Source organism: Methylopila musalis (assembly GCF_042679725.1).
GTDB lineage: Bacteria > Pseudomonadota > Alphaproteobacteria > Rhizobiales > Methylopilaceae > Methylopila > Methylopila musalis.
Map to the genome: position 1 here is coordinate 1 of NZ_JBHTMX010000012.1, position 19,792 is coordinate 19,792.

Below are 19,792 nucleotides of genomic sequence, written 5' to 3' on the forward strand. Positions count from 1 at the left end.
TGCGGGCAGGCCCCGTGCTCGCGGCCGCGCGCGAGATCGCCGCGGCGCCGGTCCCGCAGTCCGTCAAGGCCGTCGCCGCGCCCGTGATCCGGCTGTCCCGCTTCGAGGACCTCGTCGCGCTCGCCGCGCGGGAGCGGGACATCGTGCTGCAGGCCGCGCTGACGCGGAACGTGCGGGTGGTGCGGTTCGAGGACGGCGTGCTGGAGTTTCAGCCCGCCGCCGAGGCGGCGCCGGATCTCGCGGGCCTGATCGGCAAGCGGCTGCAGGAATGGACCGGCCAACGCTGGATGGTGGCGGTGGCGGCCGGGGAGGGCGCGCCCACCATCCGCGAGCGCGAGGACGCCGAGGTCGCGGCCCGGCTCGAGGGCGTGCAGGCGCATCCCCATGTGCGCGCGATTCTCGACCGCATCGCGCCGGGGGCGCAGATCGTGGACGTGCGGGTGCGCCCGCCCGAGGCGCCCGCGGACCCGCTTGACGCCGCGGCGGCGGAAGCCCTACCTCCGGTCGACGAGACCGAGGATTTCTGACGAAGGGAGCCCGCCATGCGCGACATCATGGGCATGATGGCCAAGGCCAAGGAACTGCAGCAGAAGATGCAGGACGCCCAGGCCGAGCTCGAGCAGGTCACCGTGGAGGGCGCCGCCGGCGGCGGGCTGGTTCAGGTGACGCTTTCCGCCAAGGGCGACCTGCGGGCGCTGAAGATCGACCCCTCGCTGCTGAAGGCGGACGAGGCGGAGATTCTCGAGGACCTCATCATCGCCGCCCACGCGGACGCCCGCGCCAAGGGCGAAGCCGCGCTGCAGGAGAAGATGGCGGGCGTGACCGCCGGCCTGCCGATCCCGCCCGGCCTCAAGCTGTTCTGAGCATGGGAGCCAGCGTGGCGAACCCGGCCTTCAAGCTTCTAAACGAAGGTTGGAACGCCGATCCAGTTTCGCCCATGCCTGAGGTCGAAGTTGATGGCGCTGCTGTTCATCTGAAACTGTTCTTGAATTACTATGCCTACGCGGCGGCGGAAGATGAGGCCTGTCGCCTTACCTTTCTGAACTGCTCGGCTTGGAGGCTCGGCCGGACCAATGACGAGGGGTGGTATCGCGGCCAGTGCCGCTACACCGGTGTCGCGCCCAAATGGGGTGAATTTTTCGAGATCATCGGACCGGATCATCGTCGGACGTGGCCTGACGATTGGAAAGTGTTAACGTCTGTTAGCACTTTCGATCGGCATTTTCTCTTCTATTTGAAAGACAACACATTCGAGTGTTTTGCGAAGGATTGGAGTTTCGAGCGCGGCCTCGAGCGAACGATCGTGATCTGAATTCTCCTCTTCTTGCGCAGATAAGCCCATGTCCCGCTCCGCCGCCGGTCCCGAGATCGAACGCCTGATCCAGCTTTTGGCCAAGCTGCCGGGGCTCGGGCCGCGTTCGGCCCGGCGGGCGGCGCTGCATCTCGTGACCCGGCGGGAGCGGCTGATGGAGCCGCTGTCGGAGGCGCTGCGGATCGCCTGCGAGCGGGTGTCCGAATGCCCCACCTGCGGCAACGTCGACACCCAGTCGCCCTGCGCCATCTGCCGGGATCCGACCCGCGACGGTTCGGTGATCGTGGTGGTGGAGCACGTGTCCGATCTCTGGGCGCTGGAGCGCTCGGGCGCCACCGACGCCCGCTACCATGTGCTCGGCGGCACGCTGTCCGCCCTCGACGGCCGCGGGCCGGAGGACCTCAACATCGCGGGCCTGATCGAGCGCGCCCGGGCGCCGGAGGTGAGGGAGGTCATCCTCGCGGTCAACGCCACCGTGGAGGGGCAGACCACGGCCCATTACATCACCGACCTTCTGTCTGAGGCCGACGTGAAGGTGACGCGCCTCGCCCATGGCGTGCCGGTGGGCGGCGAACTGGATTATCTCGACGACGGGACGCTCGCGGCCGCGATCCGCAGCCGCACCACCTTCTAAGACCCGCCGTCGCGCCCCGGACAGCAGGGGTGTTCGCGCTCAGTCGATCAGGTCCGGCGTGAGCACGGTGTTGTCGCCGAGATAGCCGGCGATCTTGTCCAGAAGAACGTTCTTTTCCTTCCAGACGCGGGTCACGTCATGGCCCGCGCCGGGCACGACGTCGATATGCACGCCCCGCGCCCCCGCCACGTTGCCGGCCTGGATGACGTCGGGGATGCAGTCCGATCCGACCACGATCTGGGTCTTGCGGGCGCCGCCGCGCAGCACGTGCCGGAGGTCGGGGTGGCGCGGCTTGAAGCCGGCGAAATCGTCGTGCCAGCGCTTGTCGTTGAGGCGCAGCCGCGCTTCCACCGAGATGATGGTCTGGGGCACCAGCGACAGCACGTAATGGGCGTTCAGCCGCTCGCCGAAGAAGATCGCCGCGTAGCCGCCCATGGAGTTGCCGAGCGTGACCAGCGGCAGGTCGTCGTCGAAATGGGCGGCCACCGCGTCGCGGATGGAGGACGCCGTTTCCTCCATGGAGTCCGAGAACCCCTTGAGGCCGAAATTGTACCAACGACGCGTCTCGTCCTTCACGAACAGCACGTTGTAGGACAGTTCGCGCAAGGTGTGGACGAACTCGAACGCAGGGATGCTGTAGCCGCCCTGGCTGCGCAGACCGCCGAACACGACGATGTTCGCGCGGGGCGCAGCGGAGTGAAGCAATTGCGCCGAATCGTTCAGCGTCAGAATGTCAGACGTCTGCAGCATTTCCCATCTCGGTACAGCAAGCCCGCCACGCCAGCGGCGCGCCGGGCTCACTAAAGACTCTAAGAGCCTGTCTCATCCCAACGTCCATCCGCAATAGTCCGTACGGACGACGGTCGCAAACGGTTTCGAAGCGTTCCAATTCATTAGAAGGGGGTAATCACGCGCTGGGGCGGACTTCCTCGACCTCCGGCACGAAGTGCCGCAGCAGGTTCTCGATGCCCTGCTTCAGCGTGGCGGTAGAGGACGGGCAGCCGGAGCAGGAGCCCTTCATGTCGAGATACACCACCCCGTCCTTGAAGCCGCGGAAGGTGATGTCGCCGCCGTCCATGGCGACCGCTGGGCGCACCCTTGTATCGAGCAGATCCTTGATGGTGTCGACCGTGTCCTGATCGGCCTCGTCGTAGAACTCGCCGTCGCCGTCCGTTGTCGCCGGGGCCGCCCCATCTGCGATCAGCGGCGCGCCGCTGAGATAATGCTCCATGATCGCGCCGAGGATCGCGGGCTTCAGGTGCTGCCACTCGCCGGTCGACTTGGTCACGGTGATGAAGTCGCCGCCGTAGAACACGCCGGTCACGCCGTCGATCGCGAACAGGGCGCGGGCGAGCGGCGACTGGTCGGCGTCGGTCGCGCTCTTCAGCTCCAGCGCGCCGCCGGGCAGCACGTCGCGGCCGGGCAGAAACTTCAGCGTGGCCGGGTTGGGGGTGGTTTCGGTCTGGATGAACATCGCCGTCTGGCCTCCGGGGTCCGGGCGCGCCGCGCGTGGCGACGGTTGGTGCTGTCTCCAACAGATGGCGACGATTGGCCGAACGGTCAATCGGCGGGGTGCAGCCGCGCGGCGTTGAGCGGCGCGTCGAAGCGGAATGGCGCCAGCGGCGCGCCGAAGCCGCCGAGCGGCGGCAGCGCGTCGCAGATCGCCCGCACTTCGGCCGGCGCATGCGTCTCCTCGGGGCCGACGCCGAGCCGCGCCTGCGCCGCGAGCCGTCCGAGCGTCTCGCTCGACGTGAGCACCGCGAAGGGAACCGCGAGCAGGAAGCTCGCCAGCACCGGCGCGGCCCAGAACAGCACCTGCGGCGCGGAGAGGGCGAGCGCCGTGGACAGCGCCACGCCGAACAGGGTTGCGGGCCACAGCTTCGCCGCCGCCTCACCCCAGCCCACGCGGTGGCCGTCGCGGTCCTGAGCCTCCCAGCCGACACAGACGCCGAAGCCGAGAAGGCCGATCAGGAACACCGTCACCGAGAAGCTGATCACCGGCGCCAGCAGGAAGCCGAACAGCGCCTCCGCGACGACCGACAGCGCGAAGGCCGAGGCGCCGCCGTAGCGGGCGGACTTGCGCGGGTCGGACAGCACGTCGAGATAGCCCATCAGCTTGGGCGCGAAGGTCAGCGTCAGCATGGTCATGAACAGGCCGATGCTGAGGCCGACCGGGAAGGTTCCCGGAGGATCGAGCTCGCCGATCACGGAGGGCGGGCCGAAGGCCTGCACGGCGCCGGCGATCATGAAGCCGATCCACGCCGGCGCGCCCGCATACATCAGCACGGCGAGCAGAAGCTGAAGCCGGCCCACCAGCGGCAGGCCGGGACGGCGCAGCAGCTTCAGATACTGCATGTTGCCCTGGCACCAGCGCAGGTTGCGGCGCAGGAAGTCCGGCAGCGAGGTCGGGTTGTCCTCCCACGAGCCGCCTTCTTCCGGCAGCACGGCCACCTCGTAGCCGGCGGCGCGCATCAGGACCGCCTCGACCTGGTCGTGGCTGAGCACGGGGCCGCCGAGCGGCGGCGCGCCCGGCAGATCGTCGAGCCCGCAATGGTCGCGGAAGGGCGCGACCCGGATGGCGGCGTTGTGGCCCCAATACGGGCCGGCGTCGGCGCTCCACCACGCCGAGCCCATGCTGTAGGAGCGCATGCTGGCGCGCATGCCGAACTGGAACATGCGGGCGAAGGCGGTGCGGGCCGGCAGGCCCACCATCAGGCTCTGGAGGATGCCGAGCCTCGGATTGGCCTGCATCACGCGCACGAGCCGCAGGATGGTCTCGCCGGACATGACGCTGTCGGCGTCCAGCGTGATCATGAGCTCGTAGTCCGCGCCGCGGGTCAGCAGGAACTCGCGGATGTTGCCGGCCTTGAAGCCGGCGTTGACCGCGCGGCGGCGGTAGAACACGCGACCCGGCCGGTCGAGGCCCGCCCGCCAAGTCTCGATGGCGCGCCGCTCCGTCTCGGCGGCGTCCTCGCGGGTGCTGTCGCTCAGGATGTGCAGGTCGAACGGGGCGCTGTGGCCGGTGCGGTCCAGACTGCGCAGGATCACGTCGAGCCGGCGGATCATGCGCTCGGCGTCCTCGTGCCGCACGCACATGACCAGCGCGGTGCGCGCCGTGATCGGGTCGTCCGGGCCGGCGAGCGTCGCGCAAGGGGCGGTCGCGGCCAGCGGGTCCCGGCTGAAGCGCAGCAGCAGGAAGCCGATCACCCCGTTCCAGAAGCCGATCACGATCCACGGCAGCGACAGCAGGAAACAGGCGAACATCGCCATCTCCGCGATCGACCAGCCGTCCACGTCCATCACGGTCCAGAAGGCGACGCCGAGCGCTAGATGGGTCGCGATCACCAGCGTCGCCATCACGAGCCGCCGCAGCGCGACGGTGAGCGTGGACTGCGTTCCGGTCGGCGTGCGGCCGCGGAGGACCGACGGACGCGAGGGAGCGGAGCGGGCGACCGGGGAGCTGTCGATCGTGGAACTCATGTCACGCTTTCGATGGCGGGGACCGGGGCGGCGAACGGCCGATCCGGGAGCCCGGGAACACGCGGCGGGGCGTCGCGCCTCCTAAGGCGGCGAACCGCCCATCAATTAGGCGCACGCTGCGGCGCGGCAACTGGCCGAACGGTTGATGCTCCGCGACCGTCTGCGCGGTTGACGCTTCGCCCCGCCCTATGACCTCTGCCTGTACAGGAACGCCGCGTGCGCGAGATCGCCGCCGGCCGCAGCATGAAGAGGCCGCGACCCATGACCGACGCCCGCTCATCCACCTCGCTCGACGCGCTGTTCGACGGCTACCGCCGCTTCCGCGCGGAGTCCTGGCCCGAACTGCGCAAGCGGTTCGAAAGCCTCGCCGAAGGCCAGGCGCCGCGCATCCTCGTCATCGGCTGTTCGGACAGCCGGGTCGATCCGCAGCAGATCCTCGGCGCCGCGCCGGGCGAGCTGTTCGTGCTGCGCAACGTCGCGGGCCTGGTGCCGCCCTACACGCCGGACCAGTCGCATCACGGCGCGAGCGCGGCGGTGGAATACGCCGTGCGCGTGCTGAAGGTGGAGCGCATCGTGGTGCTGGCCCATGCGGGCTGCGGCGGCGTCAACGCGCTGCTGAACGGCGCGCCGCCGGAGGCCTCCGACTTCGTGGTGGGCTGGATGGGCATCGCCGCCCGCGCCCGCGAGGCCGTGGACCCGACGCTCGAGGGCGACGCCCGCCAGCAGGCCGGCGAGGAGGCGTCCGTCGGCGTGACGCTTGAAAACCTCATGACCTTCCCGTGGGTTCGGGAGCGCGTCGAGGCCGGCGATCTGGCGCTGACGGCCATGCACTTCGCGGTGCGGGACGGCTGTTTGCGCTGCCGCGAGCAGAGCGGCCGCTGGTCGGCCGTGCCCGTGGGGTGATATGGGCATCGGGCCGGTGGGGGCCGCGCCGGTCTGATCGATGAATCCAAACCTGGAGTTTGAACTCATGACCGACATCGTTTTCCGCACCGGCGAGGCCACGGTGCTTGCGGCTGAAGGCCAGTACACCGACGCCATGCCCGAGGTGCTGATCGGCTCCGTCGACGGCCCGGTCGGCCACGCCTTCGCGTCGTTCCTCGGCCAGACGGTCGGCCACACCCGCATGTTCGTGGTGCGCGACCTGAACCAGCTCGTCCGCCCGGCGGCGATCATGACCACCAAGGCCACGATCCACACCGCCGAGTATGTGGAGCTGCTCGGCGGCGTGGTGCAGGGCGCCACCGGCGACGCCATCGTCGACAGCGTCATCGAGGGCGTGCTGCCCAAGGACATCACCGACAAGATCTGCCTGATCATCACGATCTGGCTTGATCCCCGCTGCGCCACCGACGCGAACCTCGACAAGGCCGATCTCTATCGGACCAACTACGAGGCCACCAAGCTCGCCATCAAGCGCGCCATGACCGGCGAGCCCTCGATCGACGAGCTGATCGCCAACCGCAAGACGGTGAAGCACTACGCCCTCGACGGCGTCGTCGAGTACTGAGACAGCCCGATCGCGCGGCGGGAGCGGTCTCCGTTTCCGCCGCGCGGTTCCGTCAGGCCGGCGTCAGAGCGCGCGCCAGAAAGGCCGCGATCGCGGCGCGCGCGGGGCCGGCGTTCGGATCCGGCAGCGCCACGTGCACATGGGCCGAGCCCGGCCACAGCTTCAGCTCCGCCTCTCCCCCGGCCGCGGCCCAGCGCGCGGCCATGAACAGCGTGTCGTCCACCAGCGGATCGCGGGTCCCCACCGTGAAGATCGCGGGCGGCAGGCCGGCGAGATCGGCGTGGAGCGGGGAGACGTCCGGCGCGGCGCGGTCCTCGCCGCCCTGCAGAAAATGGCCGGTGAACATGCGCAGGTCGCGCGTGGTCAGCACCGGCGTCGCCGCGCCCGCGCGGGCGCTCGGCGTCAGGCCGAGATCGTAGCAGCCGGCGGTGAGGTTCGCGGCGCGGAACGGCGTCAGCCCGTGCCGGTCGCGCAGACGCAGCAGCGTCACGGCGGCGAGATGCGCTCCGGCCGATTCGCCTCCGATCAGCAGCCGGCCGGTCCCGAACCGGCGTTCGGCCTCCGCCGCGAGCCACAGCGCCGCGGCCTCGCAGTCGTCCGGCGCGGCGGGGTAGGGGTGAAGCGGCGCCAGCCGGTACTCCACCGAGACGCAGGCGAGGCCGAGCCCGTCCGCCAGTTCGTCGAGCCGGGGGTCGTCCTGGTCCGCGCTGCCGAAGGTCCAGCCGCCGCCATGGATGTGGAGATAGACCCCGCGGGGCTCCGCCGGCGCGATGATCCGGAGCGCGAGCGGCCCGCCGGGGCCGGGAACGGTCACGGTTTCGGCCCGCGCGCTCCTGGGCTCGCCGATGAAGGGCGTGAGGCCGTCGCGCCGCCGCGCGCGCACCGCCTCCGGGCCGATGGTCCACGGATCGGGGGCGGCCGCCGCCCCCCGGATCAGCCGGGCGTTCAGCCGCTCCGTCTCCTCGGGCGCGGGCGCGCGGAACAATGCGGGGTCGACGGTCAGGACCATACGGCGGGGCTCCGGGGCAAGGCGCGCGGGCGAGGCGGGCGCACAGGGAAGCGCCAGCGGCGCTTTTCCCGCAAGCGCGAAACGCGCGATGCTGTCTCTTCCAGCCACCACGGAGCCCGCCATGCCGGAGATCGTCGCCGCCGGACCCGCGCCGCATCAGATCCTGACGCGAATCACCCTGCGCACCCGCGGGCCGGGCCTCACCGACCTGACGGCGCGCATCGCGGAGGATTTGCGGGCGGGGCGCGCGGGAGACGGCCTCGTCACCCTGTTCGTGCGGCACACCTCGGCGTCGCTCACCGTTCAGGAAAACGCGAGCCCGGAGGTGCGCGACGACCTCGTGGACGCGCTCGACCGGCTCGCCCCGCGCGACGCCAGCTGGCGCCACGATCTCGAAGGGCCGGACGATATGCCGGCGCATATCAAGGCGATGCTGACCGGCGTCTCGCTCTCGATCCCGGTGATCGGCGGCGCGCCGGCGCTCGGGATGTGGCAGGCGGTCTATCTGGTCGAGCACCGCGACCGGCCCCATGAGCGGGAGGTCGCGCTGCACTTCATCGGCGCGTCCCGCCCGGGCGGATGACCATGGCCATGCGTCGATGTTGCGTTGCGGGGGCAAGGTCCGCTAGCTATCTGTCGCCTTTAGACGTAATTCTCAGTCTTCGAGCGTCGAATGTGTCGGAGATTCGTCCTTAGGACGATTTAGACCTATCGACTTTGGTATCGGCGGAGCGCTAAGACGTTTTCATGACGACCTCTGAATCCTCGTTCCGACTTCTGATCGCCGACGACCATCCGCTGTTCCGCACGGCGCTCCGGGAGGCCGTGGCCGGAGAGGCCGCGGAGATCGTCGAGGCCGGCTCGTTCGACGACGCGTCCAAGATCCTCGAGGACGACACGTTCGACCTCGTGCTGCTCGACCTCACCATGCCGGGCGTCAGCGGGTTCTCCGGCCTGATGTACCTGCGCGCCCAGTATCCGGCGACGCCGGTGGTCGTGGTGTCCGCCAACGAGGACCCCACCACCATCCGCCGCTGCATGGAGTTCGGCGCCTCGGGCTTCATCCCGAAGACGCTGGATGTGGAGAAGATGCGCGACGCGGTGCGCGTGGTTCTCGCCGGCGACACCTGGACGCCGCCGGACCTTGATCTCAGCGCGCCGAGCGACGACGGCTCCGCCAAGCTGGTCTCCCGCCTCGGCACCCTGACGCCCCAGCAGGTGCGGGTGCTGATGATGCTGAGCCAGGGCCTGCTCAACAAGCAGATCGCCTATGAGCTCGGCGTGTCCGAGGCGACGGTGAAGGCCCATGTCTCCGCGATTCTCGCCAAGCTCGGCGTCGAAAGCCGCACCCAGGCGGTGATCGCGGCCTCCAAGATCGAAGCCGGCCAGTGGCCGGAGCGCGCCGCGGCGAGCTGATCGCGCGGCTCCTCGGAGCCGAAGACGTCCAAGGTTTTTGACGGCGGTCCCTCGGGGCCGCCGTTTTTCGTGGGCCCTGTTCGTTGGTGCGACCCGCCGCTTCCGCCGGGCGGCTCGCCATTGGCCCGCCATAGCCCCGGCGGGCCGTTTTCGATTGGACGCCCGCCGCTTCAGTGGACGGCGGCGCGCTTCGCCAGCAGCTGGGCCAGAAGGGCGCGCAGCGCCGCGGGGCGGATCGGCTTCGGCAGCACCTGCACGTCCTTCTCAGCCGCCTGCGCACGCAGGCCCGGCGAGCGGTCGGCGGTGATCAGCACGGCGGGGAACGGGCGGCCGAGCTTCCAGCGCAGGTTCACGATCGCCTCCAGCCCGTCCGCCTCGTCGAGGTGGTAGTCGGCCAGCACCACGTCCGGGAACAGCTTGTGCTTGCGGATCATCTGCTCCGCCTCGCGCTGGCTCGCGGCGGTGAGCGCGGTGCAGCCCCAGCCGCCGAGCACCGTCGCCATGCCTTCGAGAATCGCGGGCTCGTTGTCGATCACCACCACGCTGAGGCCTTCCAGCGGCGACAGGCGTGGGGCGGCGACCGCCTCCGTCGGCGCGGTCGCGGGCAGGGGAGCCGCGACCGGCATCTCGATCGCGAACACCGAGCCGGTGCCGGGCTTGGAGCGCAGCGTCAGCGGGTGCTCCAGCACCCGGGCGATGCGCTCCACGATGGAGAGGCCGAGGCCGAGGCCCGGCGCCACCTTGGCGCCCTGCTCCAGACGCTTGAACTCCCGGAACACCAGCTGCTGCTGGCCCGAGGCGATGCCGAGGCCGGTGTCCCAGACCTCCACCCGCAGCTTCCCCTTCAGCCGCCGCGCGCCGACGATCACGCGCCCGCGCGGGGTGTATTTGATGGCGTTGGAGACGAGGTTCTGCAGCACCCGGCGCAGCAGCCGGCGGTCGGAGCGCACGGTGAGGCCGGTGCTGATCACCGACAGTTTCAGCCCCTTCTCCTCCGCCACCGGCGTGAATTCGCGCCGAAGCTGGGAGATGATGTCGTCGAGGCGGAAGGTGGAGAGCTCGGGCCGCATCGCGCCGGTGTCGAGCCGGGAGATGTCGAGCAGGGCGGAGAGGATCTCCTCCACCGCGTCGAGCGAGGCGTCCACGTTGCGGGCGAGGCGGCCGAAGTCCTCCTGCGGGCCGGTGCGCTCCACGAGGCTGGTGGCGAACAGCCGGGCGGCGTTCAGCGGCTGAAGGATGTCGTGGCTCGCGGCGGCGAGGAAGCGGGTCTTGGAGATGTTGGCCTCGTCCGCGACCGTCTTGGCGCGGGCGAGCTCCTGGTTGAGGCGGGTCAGCTCGCGGGTGCGGTCGCGCACGCGGCGCTCCAGATTCTCGTTCGCGACCTCGAGCGCCTGCTGGGCCGCCACCGTCTCGGTGATGTCGGTGTAGGTGGTGACGACGCCGCTGTCCGGCATGCGGGCGGAGCGGATCTCGATCACGCGGCCCGAGGGCTGGAGGCGGGTGCGCATGGTTTCGAGCCGCACCACGAAGCGCTGGATGCGGTCGGCGACGAACTCCTCTTCGTGCACCGGCCCGTAGAGGCCGCGCCGGGCGTTGAAGCGGAAGATGTCGTCGAGGCCGACGCCGAGATAGATCATCTCTTCCGGCAGGTCGAACAGCTCCCGGAACTCCCGGTTCCAGGCGACGAGCTTCATGTCCTTGTCGATGGCGGTGATGCCCTGCCGCGCATGGTCGAGCGCGGTCTGGAGCACGTCGCGGTTGGACTGGAGCGCGGCCGAGGCGTCGTCCAGAAGCTGGAGCGCGTCCTGGGTGGTGACGTTGCGGCGGCTGAGCAGCATGGACAGCACCAGCCGCGACGAGGCGGCGCCGATGGCGGAGGCGAGCAGCCGCTCGGCGAAGCGCAGCGTGGTGGCGTCCACCTCGCCATGGCCCACCAGCGGCGCGGCGCGCCCGGCCTCGTAGCTGCGAAAGGCGCGCTCGGCGCGCTCCGGCCCGATGTAGCGCGCCACCGTCTGCATCACGTCCGCGGTCGTCACCCGCGCCCGCCACGGGCGGAAGGGGGCGGCGTCGCCGTCGTCCTCCCGGGCCGCGCCGTCGTCGCGGAAGGCGTCCGACTGCTGAAGCTCGATGGCGGTCGGGGCGCGCAGCAGCGACACGAACACCAGCGCCGCCACGTTCAGCGCGAGGCTCCAGAACACGCCGTGGGAGAAGGTGTCCGCGAACGGGCCGCCGAACAGCGCCTCGGGCCGCAGCCATGCGATGTCGAACGGCCCTTGCGCCAGAACGGCGTTCGGCAGGCCGAGACGCGGCCCGAGATTGGGCAGCACCAGCGTCCAGCCCCAGAGCGCGAGCCCGACCAGAATGCCGGCCACCGCCCCCGGCGCGGTCGCGCGCCGCCACAGCAGCCCGATGAAGAACGCCGGCGCGAGCTGGGCGGTGGCGGCGAGCGACAGCAGGCCGAGCTGCGCCAGCGCGGCCCCGTCCGCCATGCGGTGCGCCACATAGGCGAGCGCGATGATGGCGCCGATGGCAAGCCGGCGGATCATCAGCAGCCGGCGGCTCATGTCGGGCAGCGCGGCGCCGCGCCCGCGCAGCAGCGCCGGGATCGCAAGGTCGTTGGAGGCGATGATGGCGAGCGCCACCGTCTCCACGATGACCATGGAGGTCGCGGCCGAGAGCCCCCCAAGGAACACGAAGGTCGCGATCCAGTGCGCGTCGGCCGAGAGCGGCAGCGACAGCAGGTAGAAGTCCGGGTCGGCGGTCGCGGTCTCGCCGAGTAGGGTCAGGCCGCCCAGCGCCAGCGGCGCCACCAGCAGCGTGATGACGGCGAGATAGGCCGGAAACAGCCAGGCGGCGGTGCGCGTCTCCGCCGGATCGTGCGCCTCGACCACGGTGACGTGGAACTGGCGCGGCAGCAGGAGCGTCGCGGCGAAGGACACCGCCACGATCGCGAGGAAGGCGGACGGCGCGGGGGGCGCCGCGAACAGGTCCAGCGTCTCGGCCGCGCGCGCCTTGTCGATCAGGTCGGCCGGGCCGTCGAACATGTGGAACAGCACGAACACGCCCGCCACGACGAAGGCCGCGAGCTTGATCGCGGTTTCGGCTGCGATCGCCAGCATCAGCCCGTCATGCCGTTCGGCCGCCTGCACCTGCCGCGCGCCGAACAGGGCCGCGAACAGCGCGAGCGCGATCGAGGCCGGCAGCGCCGGATCGACCGGCGCGCCCTCAAGCCCGACCAGAAGGTTCAGCGACTGGGCGATCGCCTTGAGCTGCAGCGCGATGTAGGGCAGGGCGGCCGCGAGCGCCGCCACCGCCACCAGCGCCGCAACGCGCTGATTCTTGCCGTAGCGCGCCGCGATCAGATCGGCGATCGAGGTGATGTTCTGCGCCTTGGCGATGCGGATGACGCGGGCGACCAGCGGCGCGAACAGGCCGATGGCGAGCGCCGGCCCCAGCAGGAAGGCGAGGAACAGCCAGCCCTTGGTGGCCGCGAATCCCACCGCGCCGTAAAACGCCCAGGCGGTGCAGTAGACCCCGAGCCCGAGCGCGTAGAGATGAGGCCGCAGCCGGCCGGAGAGCCATGCCGGACGCCGGGCGTCGGCGTAGACCGCGAGCGCCAGCAGCGCCGCGAAATAGGCCAGGACCACCCCGGCGACGACCCAACCCTGCACTGCCCGCGTCCCCCTCGCCGGACGGCGCCGCGTTCGTCCGCGCCGCCGTGAGTTCAGGTCCGCGCGACGCGCCTTGCCTGAAGCTTCAATACTTCGTTAACGTCACCACCGCCGGCTGGCAATTCATGCGCCGGCCCGCTGGGACCGCATACACAGGGGCTTTCGCCGATGTCCATCGTTCAGGAATTCAAAGAATTCGCCATGAAAGGCAATGTCGTCGACCTCGCGGTCGGCGTCATCATCGGCGCGGCCTTCGGCAAGATCGTCGAAAGTCTGGTGGCGGACGTCTTCATGCCGGTCGTCGGCGCGATCGTCGGCGGTCTCGACTTCTCCAACTACTTCGTTGGCCTGTCGTCCAACGTCACCGCCACCTCGCTGGTCGAGGCCAAGAAGCAGGGCGCGGTTCTGGCCTACGGCAACTTCCTCACCATTGGCATCAACTTCCTCATCATCGCCTTCATCCTGTTCCTCGTCATCAAGGCGGTGAACCGCCTGAAGAAGAAGGAAGAGGCCAAGCCCGCGGAAGTGGCGGAGACCCCGGCCGACGTGAAGCTGCTCGGCGAAATCCGCGACCTGCTCGCGGGCTCCCAGGCCCGCATCTGAGGTCCGACGCCATGAGCGCCCGCTTCGTCCTGCACCACAATCCGCAGTCGCGCGCCCAGCGCATCCGCTGGCTGCTGGAGGAGACGGGCGCGCCTTACGAGCTCGTCCACCACGATTTCGAGGCCCGCACCCACAAGACGCGGGAGTTCCTGGCGCTGAACCCGGACGGCAAGCTGCCGACGCTGGTGGATCGCGGGCCGGACGGGTCGTGGTCGACGGTGGTGACCGAGAGCGCCGCCATCGCGCTCCATGTGGCGGACGCGGTTCCCGACGCGGGCCTCGCGCCCGCGCTCGGCGACCCTGCGCGCGGGCTCTATCTGAACTGGGTCGTCTACGGCGTGGCTGTGATCGAGCCGTCCCTCCTGGACGAGGTGTTCCCCCGCGCGGACGAGCCGCCGGCGTCCGCCGTCGGCTGGCCGCCGTTTCCCGCCGCGCTCGACCGCGTGGCGGCCGGACTTGTCGGCCGGCCCTATCTGCTCGGCGACGCCTTCAGCGCGGCGGATCTCGCGATCGGCTCGTTCCTGCTGTGGGTGCGGGCCTGGGGAAAGCTGCCGGACCCGGAGCGATTCGCGGACTATCTGGACCGGCTGGCGGCGCGGCCGGCCTATGCGCGCGCTCAAGGCGGCTGACGCGGTCGACGGTGGGCGAGGTTTTTTTGTCCGCAGGTTTGCGTTTTGCGAGACCGGTCCTAAATTGAGGTCACCGGGCGTGGAACTGGCTTCAGGAGCATCGCCGTGATGGGTTTGGACGTGTCTTTCGTCGTCATGCTGGCCGCCGCGATCGCGGGACTGGCGCTTGCGTCCGCCGCGATGGCGCCGCAGCCGAAGCGTGTGCCCGTGCGGGTGCGCTCCCGCCGCCGCTGAGGCGCGTCGGCTTCGGCCGTCTCCACATCCCGTTTCAGCTGGTCTGTCGGACGCCTCGACGACGATGGTCGTCGGGGCGTTTCGCGTTTTCGGCTCTTCCGGCCGCCGCTTGAAAGCGCAGGTCTTCGCTCCCATCTCTTTTTTCGATCGGAGCGCTTTGTTTACGAGGCTCCCGTCAAAGTCGCTTGAAGCTGAGGACTTTGATCCATGTCGCGTCTGACAAGCTTGCAGAGCCCGTTTCTGCTCGGGTTCGACGGCCTCGAACGGGCCCTCGAACGTGTGGCGCGCAGTGGGGACGGCTACCCGCCCTACAACATCGAGCGTCTGCCGGCCGGGGACGGACTGCCTGACCGGCTGCGCATCACGCTCGCCGTGGCCGGGTTCCGCCCCGAACAGATCGAGGTGTCCATCAGCGACAACGAGCTCGTCATCCGTGGGCGTCCGCCCGCGGAGCGCCCGGATCGCGACTTCCTCCACCGCGGCATAGCCGCCCGCCAGTTCGCGCGCGCGTTCCTGCTCGCGGACGGCATGGAGGTGCTTGGCGCGGAACTTGCGACGGGCCTGCTGGTCGTCGACCTCGTTCGACCCGAGCCGAAACGGTCCGTGCGCCGGATCGCCATCGCCTCGCGGGACGAGACATGCCGCATCGCGGAGAAGGAGTGACGTCATGGTCAATGGATTTGTCGCGCTGGCCCGCAAGGAGCCGCTGACGGCCGCCGAATTCGCCGCGGTCGGCGACGGGCGCATCGCCTATGTCAGGCCGATGCAGTCCGAGCAGCTCAATGCGCTGTTTCCCGAAGCGCCGGAGCTGGAGCCCGGTCTGGCGCTGTTCGCCCTGCTCGGCGCCGACGGCTCGCCCATCGTGGTGGCGGACAGCCGCGAGGCTCTGATCGAGAGCGCCCGCGAGCACGAGCTCGTCACCGTCAGCGTGCATTGACGCATCCGAATTCGGCCGGCGCAGGCCGGCCGAAACGGCTCGAATCCCGTCAGACCTCGCCGCGAATCTTTTCGAACTGGCCCGTGCGGCGGTAGCTCCAGAGATAGCTCGGCGCGATCGCGTCCACCGAGGTCGGCGCAAGGCCGAGGCCCTGCAGCGTGCGGTTGGCGGCCGCAGCCTCGTCCGAGACCACATTGTCGGTCTCGAGCATCGTCACCTGATCGACGGTGAGCGGCGCGTTGGGCAGCAGTTGCAGCGCCTTGCCCAACGTCTTCGCCACGCCGAAGGGCAGCGGGATCAGCGGCCGCGAGCGGCCGGTCACTGTCAGCACGTAGCGCAGCACGTCTTCGAGCGTCAGCACCTCGGGGCCGCCCAGTTCGTAGGCGCCCTGCGCGTCGGCCTTGCCTGCGGCGGCGAGCGCCACCGCGCGCGCCACGTCGCCCACGAACACCGGCTGCAGCTTGGTGCGGCCGCCGCCGATCAGCGGCAGCGCCGGGGCGATGCGCGCGAGCGCGGCGAAGCGGTTGAAGAAGGCGTCCTCCGGCCCGAACACCACTGAGGGCCGCAGAATCACGGCGCCCGGGAACGCCTCCGCCACGGCGGCTTCGCCTGCGGCCTTGCTGCGGCCGTAGGCGGCGCGGGAGACGCGATCGGCGCCGATGGCGGACATCTGCACGAAGGTGGCGGCGCCCGCCTCCTGCGCCGCTTCCGCCGCGGTGCGGGGGCCTTGCGCCTGCACGGCCTCGAAGCTCTGCTTGCCGCTTTCCGCGAGGATGCCGACCAGATTCACCACAGCGGTCGCGCCGCGCGCCGCCTGCGCCACCGATTCGGGATACCGCAGATTGGCCTGGGTCGCGACGATCTGGCCGACGCCGCCGAGCGGCTGAAGATGCCCGGCGAGATCGGGGCGGCGCACGGCCACCCGCACCCGCCAGCCGTCCCGCGCCAGCGCGCGGACCACGTGCCGCCCGATGAAGCCGGAGCCTCCGAACACGGTGACCAGCTTGTCGCCGACCGGGCGGGGATAGCGCGCGTCGCTCATGGCGGGAGCCTTCGTGGAACGGTTCGAACCTGCGGACGACAGGTAGAGCATCGTCCGAAAGCCGTAAAGCGAGCCGCGCGGCCGTATGACGCGGAGGATGCGAAACCTGCGTGACATGCCATTGACAGGCCCGCGCCCAGCCAATATCACCCACCCCGAGCCCAGGTGGCGGAACTGGTAGACGCGCACGGTTCAGGTCCGTGTGGGTAACACCGTGGAGGTTCGAGTCCTCTCCTGGGCACCACATAAGACGTCCGGCGTCGCGATCACGAAATCGCGGCGCCGGACGTTTTCGTTTGGAACGCGCCGGTCGGCGGCGCACCTCTCCCTCTTTCGCCGATCGACCGCAGCGCTGGCATCGATTGGCGAGACATGACGATCCGGCTTCATCAGGGCGACCTGCCCGACGACTACGCCGCGGGCGATTCCGTCGCCATCGACACCGAGACCCTCGGCCTCAACCCCCATCGCGATCGCCTCTGCCTCGTCCAGCTCTCGCTCGGCGACGGATCGGCCGATCTGGTGCAGATCGCGCCCGGCCAGACCTCCGCGCCGAATCTGGAGCGCCTGCTGCGCGACCGGTCGGTGACGAAGCTGTTCCATTTCGCGCGCTTCGACGTGGCGGCGCTCTACAAGGCCTTCGGGGTCATGACCGAGCCGGTCTACTGCACCAAGATCGCCTCGAAGCTCACGCGCACCTACACCGACCGCCACGGCCTCAAGGACATCGTGCGCGAGCTGCTCGGGGTCGAAATCTCCAAGCAGCAGCAGTCGTCGGACTGGGGCGCGCGGGACCTGACCGACGCGCAGCTCGCCTATGCGGCGAGCGACGTGTTGCATCTGCACGCCCTGCGCGCCAGATTCGACGCGCTGCTCGAGCGTGAGGGACGCGGCGCCTTCGCGCAGGCGTGTTTCGCCTTCCTGCCCGTCCGCGCCGCCCTCGATCTCGCCGGATGGGCCGAGACCGACATCTTCGCCCATATGTGAGCTCAGAGCCTTCGAATCGGTAGCGGTTTTGGCGTCCTCCCCCACCATCGCCCATGACGGCCGCCGGGACGCCGGGGCCTTTCTCGACGCCGAGCGGCACTCGCGGCGCGTAAGGCTGCTGCGGCTCGCGGCGCCTGCCGCGGCCGCGCTCGCGGTGGTCGCCACCGCGGTCGCGGCGCTGCTGCAGCCGCTGTCGGGCGAGGTGCATGTGGACACCGCCGGCATCGGCGTCGGCGGGCCGACGGTCGCCATGGACGCGCCGCGCATGCGCGGTTTCAACGGGCAGAACCGCGCCTACGAGGTCAGCGCCCGCACCGCGCGCCAGACCATCGCCGACCCGAACCGCGTGGGGCTCGACGAGCTTCAGGCCGAGATCGAGCTCACGGACGGCGGCTGGGCGCGGCTGAGCTCGAAGGAAGGGCTTTACGAAGCCGACGCGCAGGTGCTGAACCTCGATCAGGACGTCCACGTCATTTCCGACAAGGGCGACGACGCGAGGCTTCAATCCGCCCGCGCGGAGCTGAAAACCGGCCGGATCGTGTCCGAAAAGCCGGTCGAGATCCTGCTTGGGGGGTCGACCTTGAGCGCAGATCGCATGGAGGTGCTGGACAGCGGCGACCGCATGCTGTTTTCCGGTCGGGTGAAGATGACGTTGAAGCGGGGCGCGGCGAGCGGGGAGGCCCTGCGCGGCGCCGTCGACTCGGTGGGATCGCCGGGGCAATGAGCGCCGAAAGCGGCGGAACATGGATTGAGGATCACGTCATGCGCATCGCCTTCGTGCTGGCCTCCAGCCTGCTGCTGACCTCCGCCGCGGCCGCCCAGTCGGTCACGAGCGCCTTCGAGGGCTTCTCCGGCCGCTCCAACGAGCCGGTGAACGTGGAGGCCGACAATCTCGAGGTGCGGGAGAAGGACCAGGCCGCCATCTTCAGCGGCAACGTGCAGGTGGTGCAGGGCGATTCGACCCTGCGCTCCAAGCAGCTGACGATTTTCTACTACGGCGACCAGAACAAGCCGGCCGCGCCCGCGGCCGACAAGTCGCGCCCGACGCAGGGCGCCACCAGCGGCCCCGCCGGCACCCCGGCCGCGCCGCAAGGGCGCGACATCCGCCGGCTCGAGGCGGAGGGCAACGTGGTCGTCACCTCGAAGGACCAGCGCGCCACCGGCCAGCGCGGCGTGTTCGACATGCCGTCCAACACCGTGACGCTGACCGGCGGCGTGGTGGTCTCCCAGGGCGAGAACGTGATTCGCGGCGACCGGCTGCATGTGGACCTCACCACCCAGCGCTCGCGCATCGAGAGCGCGGGCGGCGGCGGCGGGCGCGTGCAGGGCGTGTTCAAGCCCGGCAACCGCGAGGGCGGCCGTTGAGCCCTTCGGGCTTCGGGGCCCCGCGCAGGGGAGACGCCGCGTGAACATGATCTCGCGTATGTTCGGCCGCGCGTCGGAGACGGGCGAGAGCCATCCGTCCGTGGGCGGCGGCGAGGGCGCGCTGGTCGCCCGCGGCCTCGCCAAGAGCTACGGCTCCCGCGCCGTGGTGCACGACGTCGGCCTGTCCGTGCGCCGGGGCGAGGCGGTGGGGCTGCTCGGGCCGAACGGCGCCGGCAAGACCACCGTGTTCTACATGATCACCGGGCTGGTGCCGGCGGATCGCGGCCGCATCGAGCTCGACGGCAACGACGTCACCCGGCTGCCGATGTACCGGCGGGCGCGGCTCGGCGTCGGCTATCTGCCGCAGGAGGCCTCGATCTTCCGGGGCCTGTCGGTGGAGGACAACATCCGCGCCGTGCTGGAGGTGGTCGAGCCCGACCGCCGCCAGCGCGAGCGCGACCTCGACGCGCTGCTGGACGAGTTCGGCGTCACCCGGCTGCGCAAGGCGCCGTCGATCGCGCTCTCCGGCGGCGAGCGCCGCCGCGTGGAGATCGCCCGGGCGCTGGCGAGCCGTCCGAGCTTCATGCTGCTGGACGAGCCGTTCGCGGGCATCGACCCGATCGCGGTGGGCGACATCCAGCAGCTGGTGCGCCACCTCACCAACCGCGGCATCGGCGTGCTGATCACCGATCACAACGTGCGCGAGACGCTCGGCCTGATCGACCGCGCCTACATCATTCACGCCGGCCGCGTGCTGATGGAGGGCGCTCCTGACGAAGTCGTGGCCCATCCCGACGTGCGGCGACTTTACCTCGGCGAGGAATTTCGGCTTTAACTGTAGGCAAGCCGGTTCCCATGCAAGAATCGGCCCATGTCGTCGGGGGAGACGGCGCGGGCCGATGACGCGGGGGCGTCGCCGCAACGCGTCGCGTTCCGGCGGGTCGGCGACACGTCGTGTCGGAA

The 19,792-nt window shown here is 70.2% G+C and carries 22 protein-coding genes, 1 tRNA gene and 1 pseudogene; 18 read left to right on the forward strand and 6 right to left on the reverse strand.

The window, feature by feature from the left end; all coding sequences use genetic code 11:
- From ACFQ4O_RS03310 to recR, 4 genes and pseudogenes are all read left to right on the forward strand, one after another.
- Positions 1-527: pseudogene (locus ACFQ4O_RS03310) on the forward strand (DNA polymerase III subunit gamma/tau); the annotation flags it as partial.
- Positions 528-542: 15 nt separating this feature from the next.
- The gene (locus tag ACFQ4O_RS03315; RefSeq protein WP_378774223.1) at positions 543-863 is read left to right on the forward strand and encodes a YbaB/EbfC family nucleoid-associated protein; all 321 of its coding nucleotides are present in this window, start codon (positions 543-545) and stop codon (positions 861-863) included.
- 14 nt (positions 864-877) lie between these two features.
- Positions 878-1,312, forward strand: a complete 435-nt coding sequence (locus tag ACFQ4O_RS03320; protein WP_378774224.1) for a hypothetical protein — start codon at positions 878-880, stop codon at positions 1,310-1,312.
- 28 nt (positions 1,313-1,340) lie between these two features.
- A complete protein-coding gene (gene recR / locus ACFQ4O_RS03325) occupies positions 1,341-1,946 on the forward strand; it encodes a recombination mediator RecR (protein ID WP_378774225.1) in 606 nt (201 codons plus the stop codon).
- A gap of 39 nt (positions 1,947-1,985) precedes the next feature.
- On the opposite strand, the gene ACFQ4O_RS03330 is transcribed toward recR, so the two are convergent.
- The 3 genes from ACFQ4O_RS03330 to mdoH form a co-directional block, all read right to left on the reverse strand.
- A complete protein-coding gene (locus tag ACFQ4O_RS03330) occupies positions 1,986-2,696 on the reverse strand; it encodes an alpha/beta fold hydrolase (RefSeq protein ID WP_378774226.1) in 711 nt (236 codons plus the stop codon).
- 157 nt (positions 2,697-2,853) lie between these two features.
- Positions 2,854-3,420, reverse strand: coding sequence for a NifU family protein (locus ACFQ4O_RS03335; protein ID WP_378774227.1), 567 nt, complete (start codon positions 3,418-3,420; stop codon positions 2,854-2,856).
- An 86-nt stretch (positions 3,421-3,506) separates the two neighbouring features.
- Positions 3,507-5,426, reverse strand: a complete 1,920-nt coding sequence (gene mdoH / locus ACFQ4O_RS03340) for a glucans biosynthesis glucosyltransferase MdoH (protein ID WP_378774228.1) — start codon at positions 5,424-5,426, stop codon at positions 3,507-3,509.
- A 261-nt stretch (positions 5,427-5,687) separates the two neighbouring features.
- On the opposite strand from mdoH, the gene ACFQ4O_RS03345 reads away from it, so the two are divergent.
- Both ACFQ4O_RS03345 and fae read left to right on the forward strand, forming a co-directional pair.
- Positions 5,688-6,329, forward strand: a complete 642-nt coding sequence (locus ACFQ4O_RS03345) for a carbonic anhydrase (RefSeq protein ID WP_378774229.1) — start codon at positions 5,688-5,690, stop codon at positions 6,327-6,329.
- Between the two features lie 67 nt (positions 6,330-6,396).
- Positions 6,397-6,936 carry a formaldehyde-activating enzyme gene (gene fae / locus ACFQ4O_RS03350; RefSeq protein ID WP_378774230.1) on the forward strand — a complete coding sequence of 180 codons (540 nt, stop codon included), beginning with the start codon at positions 6,397-6,399 and terminating at the stop codon, positions 6,934-6,936.
- Positions 6,937-6,988: 52 nt separating this feature from the next.
- Here fae and ACFQ4O_RS03355 read toward each other — a convergent pair whose 3' ends face one another.
- The gene (locus ACFQ4O_RS03355; protein WP_378774231.1) at positions 6,989-7,945 is read right to left on the reverse strand and encodes an alpha/beta hydrolase; all 957 of its coding nucleotides are present in this window, start codon (positions 7,943-7,945) and stop codon (positions 6,989-6,991) included.
- 121 nt (positions 7,946-8,066) lie between these two features.
- Here ACFQ4O_RS03355 and ACFQ4O_RS03360 point away from each other — a divergent pair, with 121 nt between their 5' ends.
- Together ACFQ4O_RS03360 and ACFQ4O_RS03365 are read left to right on the forward strand one after the other, a co-directional pair.
- Complete coding sequence (locus ACFQ4O_RS03360) at positions 8,067-8,528, forward strand: secondary thiamine-phosphate synthase enzyme YjbQ (protein ID WP_378774232.1); 462 nt, start codon at positions 8,067-8,069, stop codon at positions 8,526-8,528.
- A 164-nt stretch (positions 8,529-8,692) separates the two neighbouring features.
- Positions 8,693-9,361 carry a response regulator transcription factor gene (locus ACFQ4O_RS03365; RefSeq protein ID WP_378774233.1) on the forward strand — a complete coding sequence of 223 codons (669 nt, stop codon included), beginning with the start codon at positions 8,693-8,695 and terminating at the stop codon, positions 9,359-9,361.
- 170 nt (positions 9,362-9,531) lie between these two features.
- On the opposite strand, the gene ACFQ4O_RS03370 is transcribed toward ACFQ4O_RS03365, so the two are convergent.
- Positions 9,532-13,032, reverse strand: a complete 3,501-nt coding sequence (locus tag ACFQ4O_RS03370; protein ID WP_378774234.1) for a PAS domain-containing hybrid sensor histidine kinase/response regulator — start codon at positions 13,030-13,032, stop codon at positions 9,532-9,534.
- Between the two features lie 174 nt (positions 13,033-13,206).
- Between ACFQ4O_RS03370 and mscL the strand changes: the two genes are divergently transcribed.
- The 5 genes from mscL (at position 13,207) to ACFQ4O_RS03395 (ending at position 15,435) form a co-directional block, all read left to right on the forward strand.
- Complete coding sequence (gene mscL, locus ACFQ4O_RS03375) at positions 13,207-13,635, forward strand: large conductance mechanosensitive channel protein MscL (protein WP_378774260.1); 429 nt, start codon at positions 13,207-13,209, stop codon at positions 13,633-13,635.
- A gap of 11 nt (positions 13,636-13,646) precedes the next feature.
- Entirely contained in the window at positions 13,647-14,264 is a 618-nt protein-coding gene (locus ACFQ4O_RS03380; protein ID WP_378774235.1) for a glutathione S-transferase family protein, read from the forward strand.
- 108 nt (positions 14,265-14,372) lie between these two features.
- The gene (locus ACFQ4O_RS03385) at positions 14,373-14,498 is read left to right on the forward strand and encodes a hypothetical protein (RefSeq protein ID WP_378774236.1); all 126 of its coding nucleotides are present in this window, start codon (positions 14,373-14,375) and stop codon (positions 14,496-14,498) included.
- A 207-nt stretch (positions 14,499-14,705) separates the two neighbouring features.
- Positions 14,706-15,161, forward strand: a complete 456-nt coding sequence (locus ACFQ4O_RS03390; RefSeq protein WP_378774237.1) for an Hsp20 family protein — start codon at positions 14,706-14,708, stop codon at positions 15,159-15,161.
- 4 nt (positions 15,162-15,165) lie between these two features.
- The gene (locus ACFQ4O_RS03395; RefSeq protein WP_378774238.1) at positions 15,166-15,435 is read left to right on the forward strand and encodes a BQ00720 family protein; all 270 of its coding nucleotides are present in this window, start codon (positions 15,166-15,168) and stop codon (positions 15,433-15,435) included.
- A 49-nt stretch (positions 15,436-15,484) separates the two neighbouring features.
- Here the strand turns inward: ACFQ4O_RS03395 and ACFQ4O_RS03400 are convergent, their stop codons facing one another.
- Positions 15,485-16,477: a complex I NDUFA9 subunit family protein gene (locus tag ACFQ4O_RS03400; protein ID WP_378774239.1), complete on the reverse strand. Its 993-nt coding sequence runs from the start codon at positions 16,475-16,477 to the stop codon at positions 15,485-15,487.
- Between the two features lie 159 nt (positions 16,478-16,636).
- Here ACFQ4O_RS03400 and ACFQ4O_RS03405 point away from each other — a divergent pair.
- The 5 genes from ACFQ4O_RS03405 (at position 16,637) to lptB (ending at position 19,664) form a co-directional block, all read left to right on the forward strand.
- Positions 16,637-16,721, forward strand: a tRNA-Leu gene (locus ACFQ4O_RS03405).
- A 128-nt stretch (positions 16,722-16,849) separates the two neighbouring features.
- Positions 16,850-17,464 (forward strand): ribonuclease D, encoded by a 615-nt coding sequence (locus ACFQ4O_RS03410; RefSeq protein ID WP_378774240.1) that lies wholly within the window; start codon positions 16,850-16,852, stop codon positions 17,462-17,464.
- Positions 17,465-17,492: 28 nt separating this feature from the next.
- Positions 17,493-18,188: an LPS export ABC transporter periplasmic protein LptC gene (gene lptC, locus ACFQ4O_RS03415; protein WP_378774241.1), complete on the forward strand. Its 696-nt coding sequence runs from the start codon at positions 17,493-17,495 to the stop codon at positions 18,186-18,188.
- A 38-nt stretch (positions 18,189-18,226) separates the two neighbouring features.
- Positions 18,227-18,829 carry an LptA/OstA family protein gene (locus tag ACFQ4O_RS03420; protein WP_378774242.1) on the forward strand — a complete coding sequence of 201 codons (603 nt, stop codon included), beginning with the start codon at positions 18,227-18,229 and terminating at the stop codon, positions 18,827-18,829.
- Between the two features lie 46 nt (positions 18,830-18,875).
- Complete coding sequence (gene lptB / locus ACFQ4O_RS03425) at positions 18,876-19,664, forward strand: LPS export ABC transporter ATP-binding protein (protein WP_378774261.1); 789 nt, start codon at positions 18,876-18,878, stop codon at positions 19,662-19,664.
- The last annotated feature ends 128 nt before the right edge of the window (positions 19,665-19,792 follow it).

Excerpts from the sequence above, each read along its gene's own strand:
- fae (WP_378774230.1), top strand. The coding sequence starts at position 6,397 with ATGACCGACATCGTTTTCCGCACCGGCGAGGCCACGGTGCTTGCGGCT.
- ACFQ4O_RS03380 (WP_378774235.1), top strand. The coding sequence starts at position 13,647 with ATGAGCGCCCGCTTCGTCCTGCACCACAATCCGCAGTCGCGCGCCCAG.
- ACFQ4O_RS03330 (WP_378774226.1), bottom strand. The coding sequence starts at position 2,696 with ATGCTGCAGACGTCTGACATTCTGACGCTGAACGATTCGGCGCAATTG.
- ACFQ4O_RS03355 (WP_378774231.1), bottom strand. The coding sequence starts at position 7,945 with ATGGTCCTGACCGTCGACCCCGCATTGTTCCGCGCGCCCGCGCCCGAG.
- mdoH (WP_378774228.1), bottom strand. The coding sequence starts at position 5,426 with ATGAGTTCCACGATCGACAGCTCCCCGGTCGCCCGCTCCGCTCCCTCG.
- lptB (WP_378774261.1), top strand. The coding sequence starts at position 18,876 with ATGATCTCGCGTATGTTCGGCCGCGCGTCGGAGACGGGCGAGAGCCAT.
- ACFQ4O_RS03420 (WP_378774242.1), top strand. The coding sequence starts at position 18,227 with ATGCGCATCGCCTTCGTGCTGGCCTCCAGCCTGCTGCTGACCTCCGCC.
- ACFQ4O_RS03395 (WP_378774238.1), top strand. The coding sequence starts at position 15,166 with ATGGTCAATGGATTTGTCGCGCTGGCCCGCAAGGAGCCGCTGACGGCC.
- recR (WP_378774225.1), top strand. The coding sequence starts at position 1,341 with ATGTCCCGCTCCGCCGCCGGTCCCGAGATCGAACGCCTGATCCAGCTT.
- ACFQ4O_RS03400 (WP_378774239.1), bottom strand. The coding sequence starts at position 16,477 with ATGAGCGACGCGCGCTATCCCCGCCCGGTCGGCGACAAGCTGGTCACC.
- ACFQ4O_RS03315 (WP_378774223.1), top strand. The coding sequence starts at position 543 with ATGCGCGACATCATGGGCATGATGGCCAAGGCCAAGGAACTGCAGCAG.
- ACFQ4O_RS03410 (WP_378774240.1), top strand. The coding sequence starts at position 16,850 with ATGACGATCCGGCTTCATCAGGGCGACCTGCCCGACGACTACGCCGCG.
- ACFQ4O_RS03345 (WP_378774229.1), top strand. The coding sequence starts at position 5,688 with ATGACCGACGCCCGCTCATCCACCTCGCTCGACGCGCTGTTCGACGGC.
- ACFQ4O_RS03335 (WP_378774227.1), bottom strand. The coding sequence starts at position 3,420 with ATGTTCATCCAGACCGAAACCACCCCCAACCCGGCCACGCTGAAGTTT.
- ACFQ4O_RS03365 (WP_378774233.1), top strand. The coding sequence starts at position 8,693 with ATGACGACCTCTGAATCCTCGTTCCGACTTCTGATCGCCGACGACCAT.
- ACFQ4O_RS03360 (WP_378774232.1), top strand. The coding sequence starts at position 8,067 with ATGCCGGAGATCGTCGCCGCCGGACCCGCGCCGCATCAGATCCTGACG.
- ACFQ4O_RS03390 (WP_378774237.1), top strand. The coding sequence starts at position 14,706 with ATGTCGCGTCTGACAAGCTTGCAGAGCCCGTTTCTGCTCGGGTTCGAC.
- ACFQ4O_RS03385 (WP_378774236.1), top strand. The coding sequence starts at position 14,373 with ATGGGTTTGGACGTGTCTTTCGTCGTCATGCTGGCCGCCGCGATCGCG.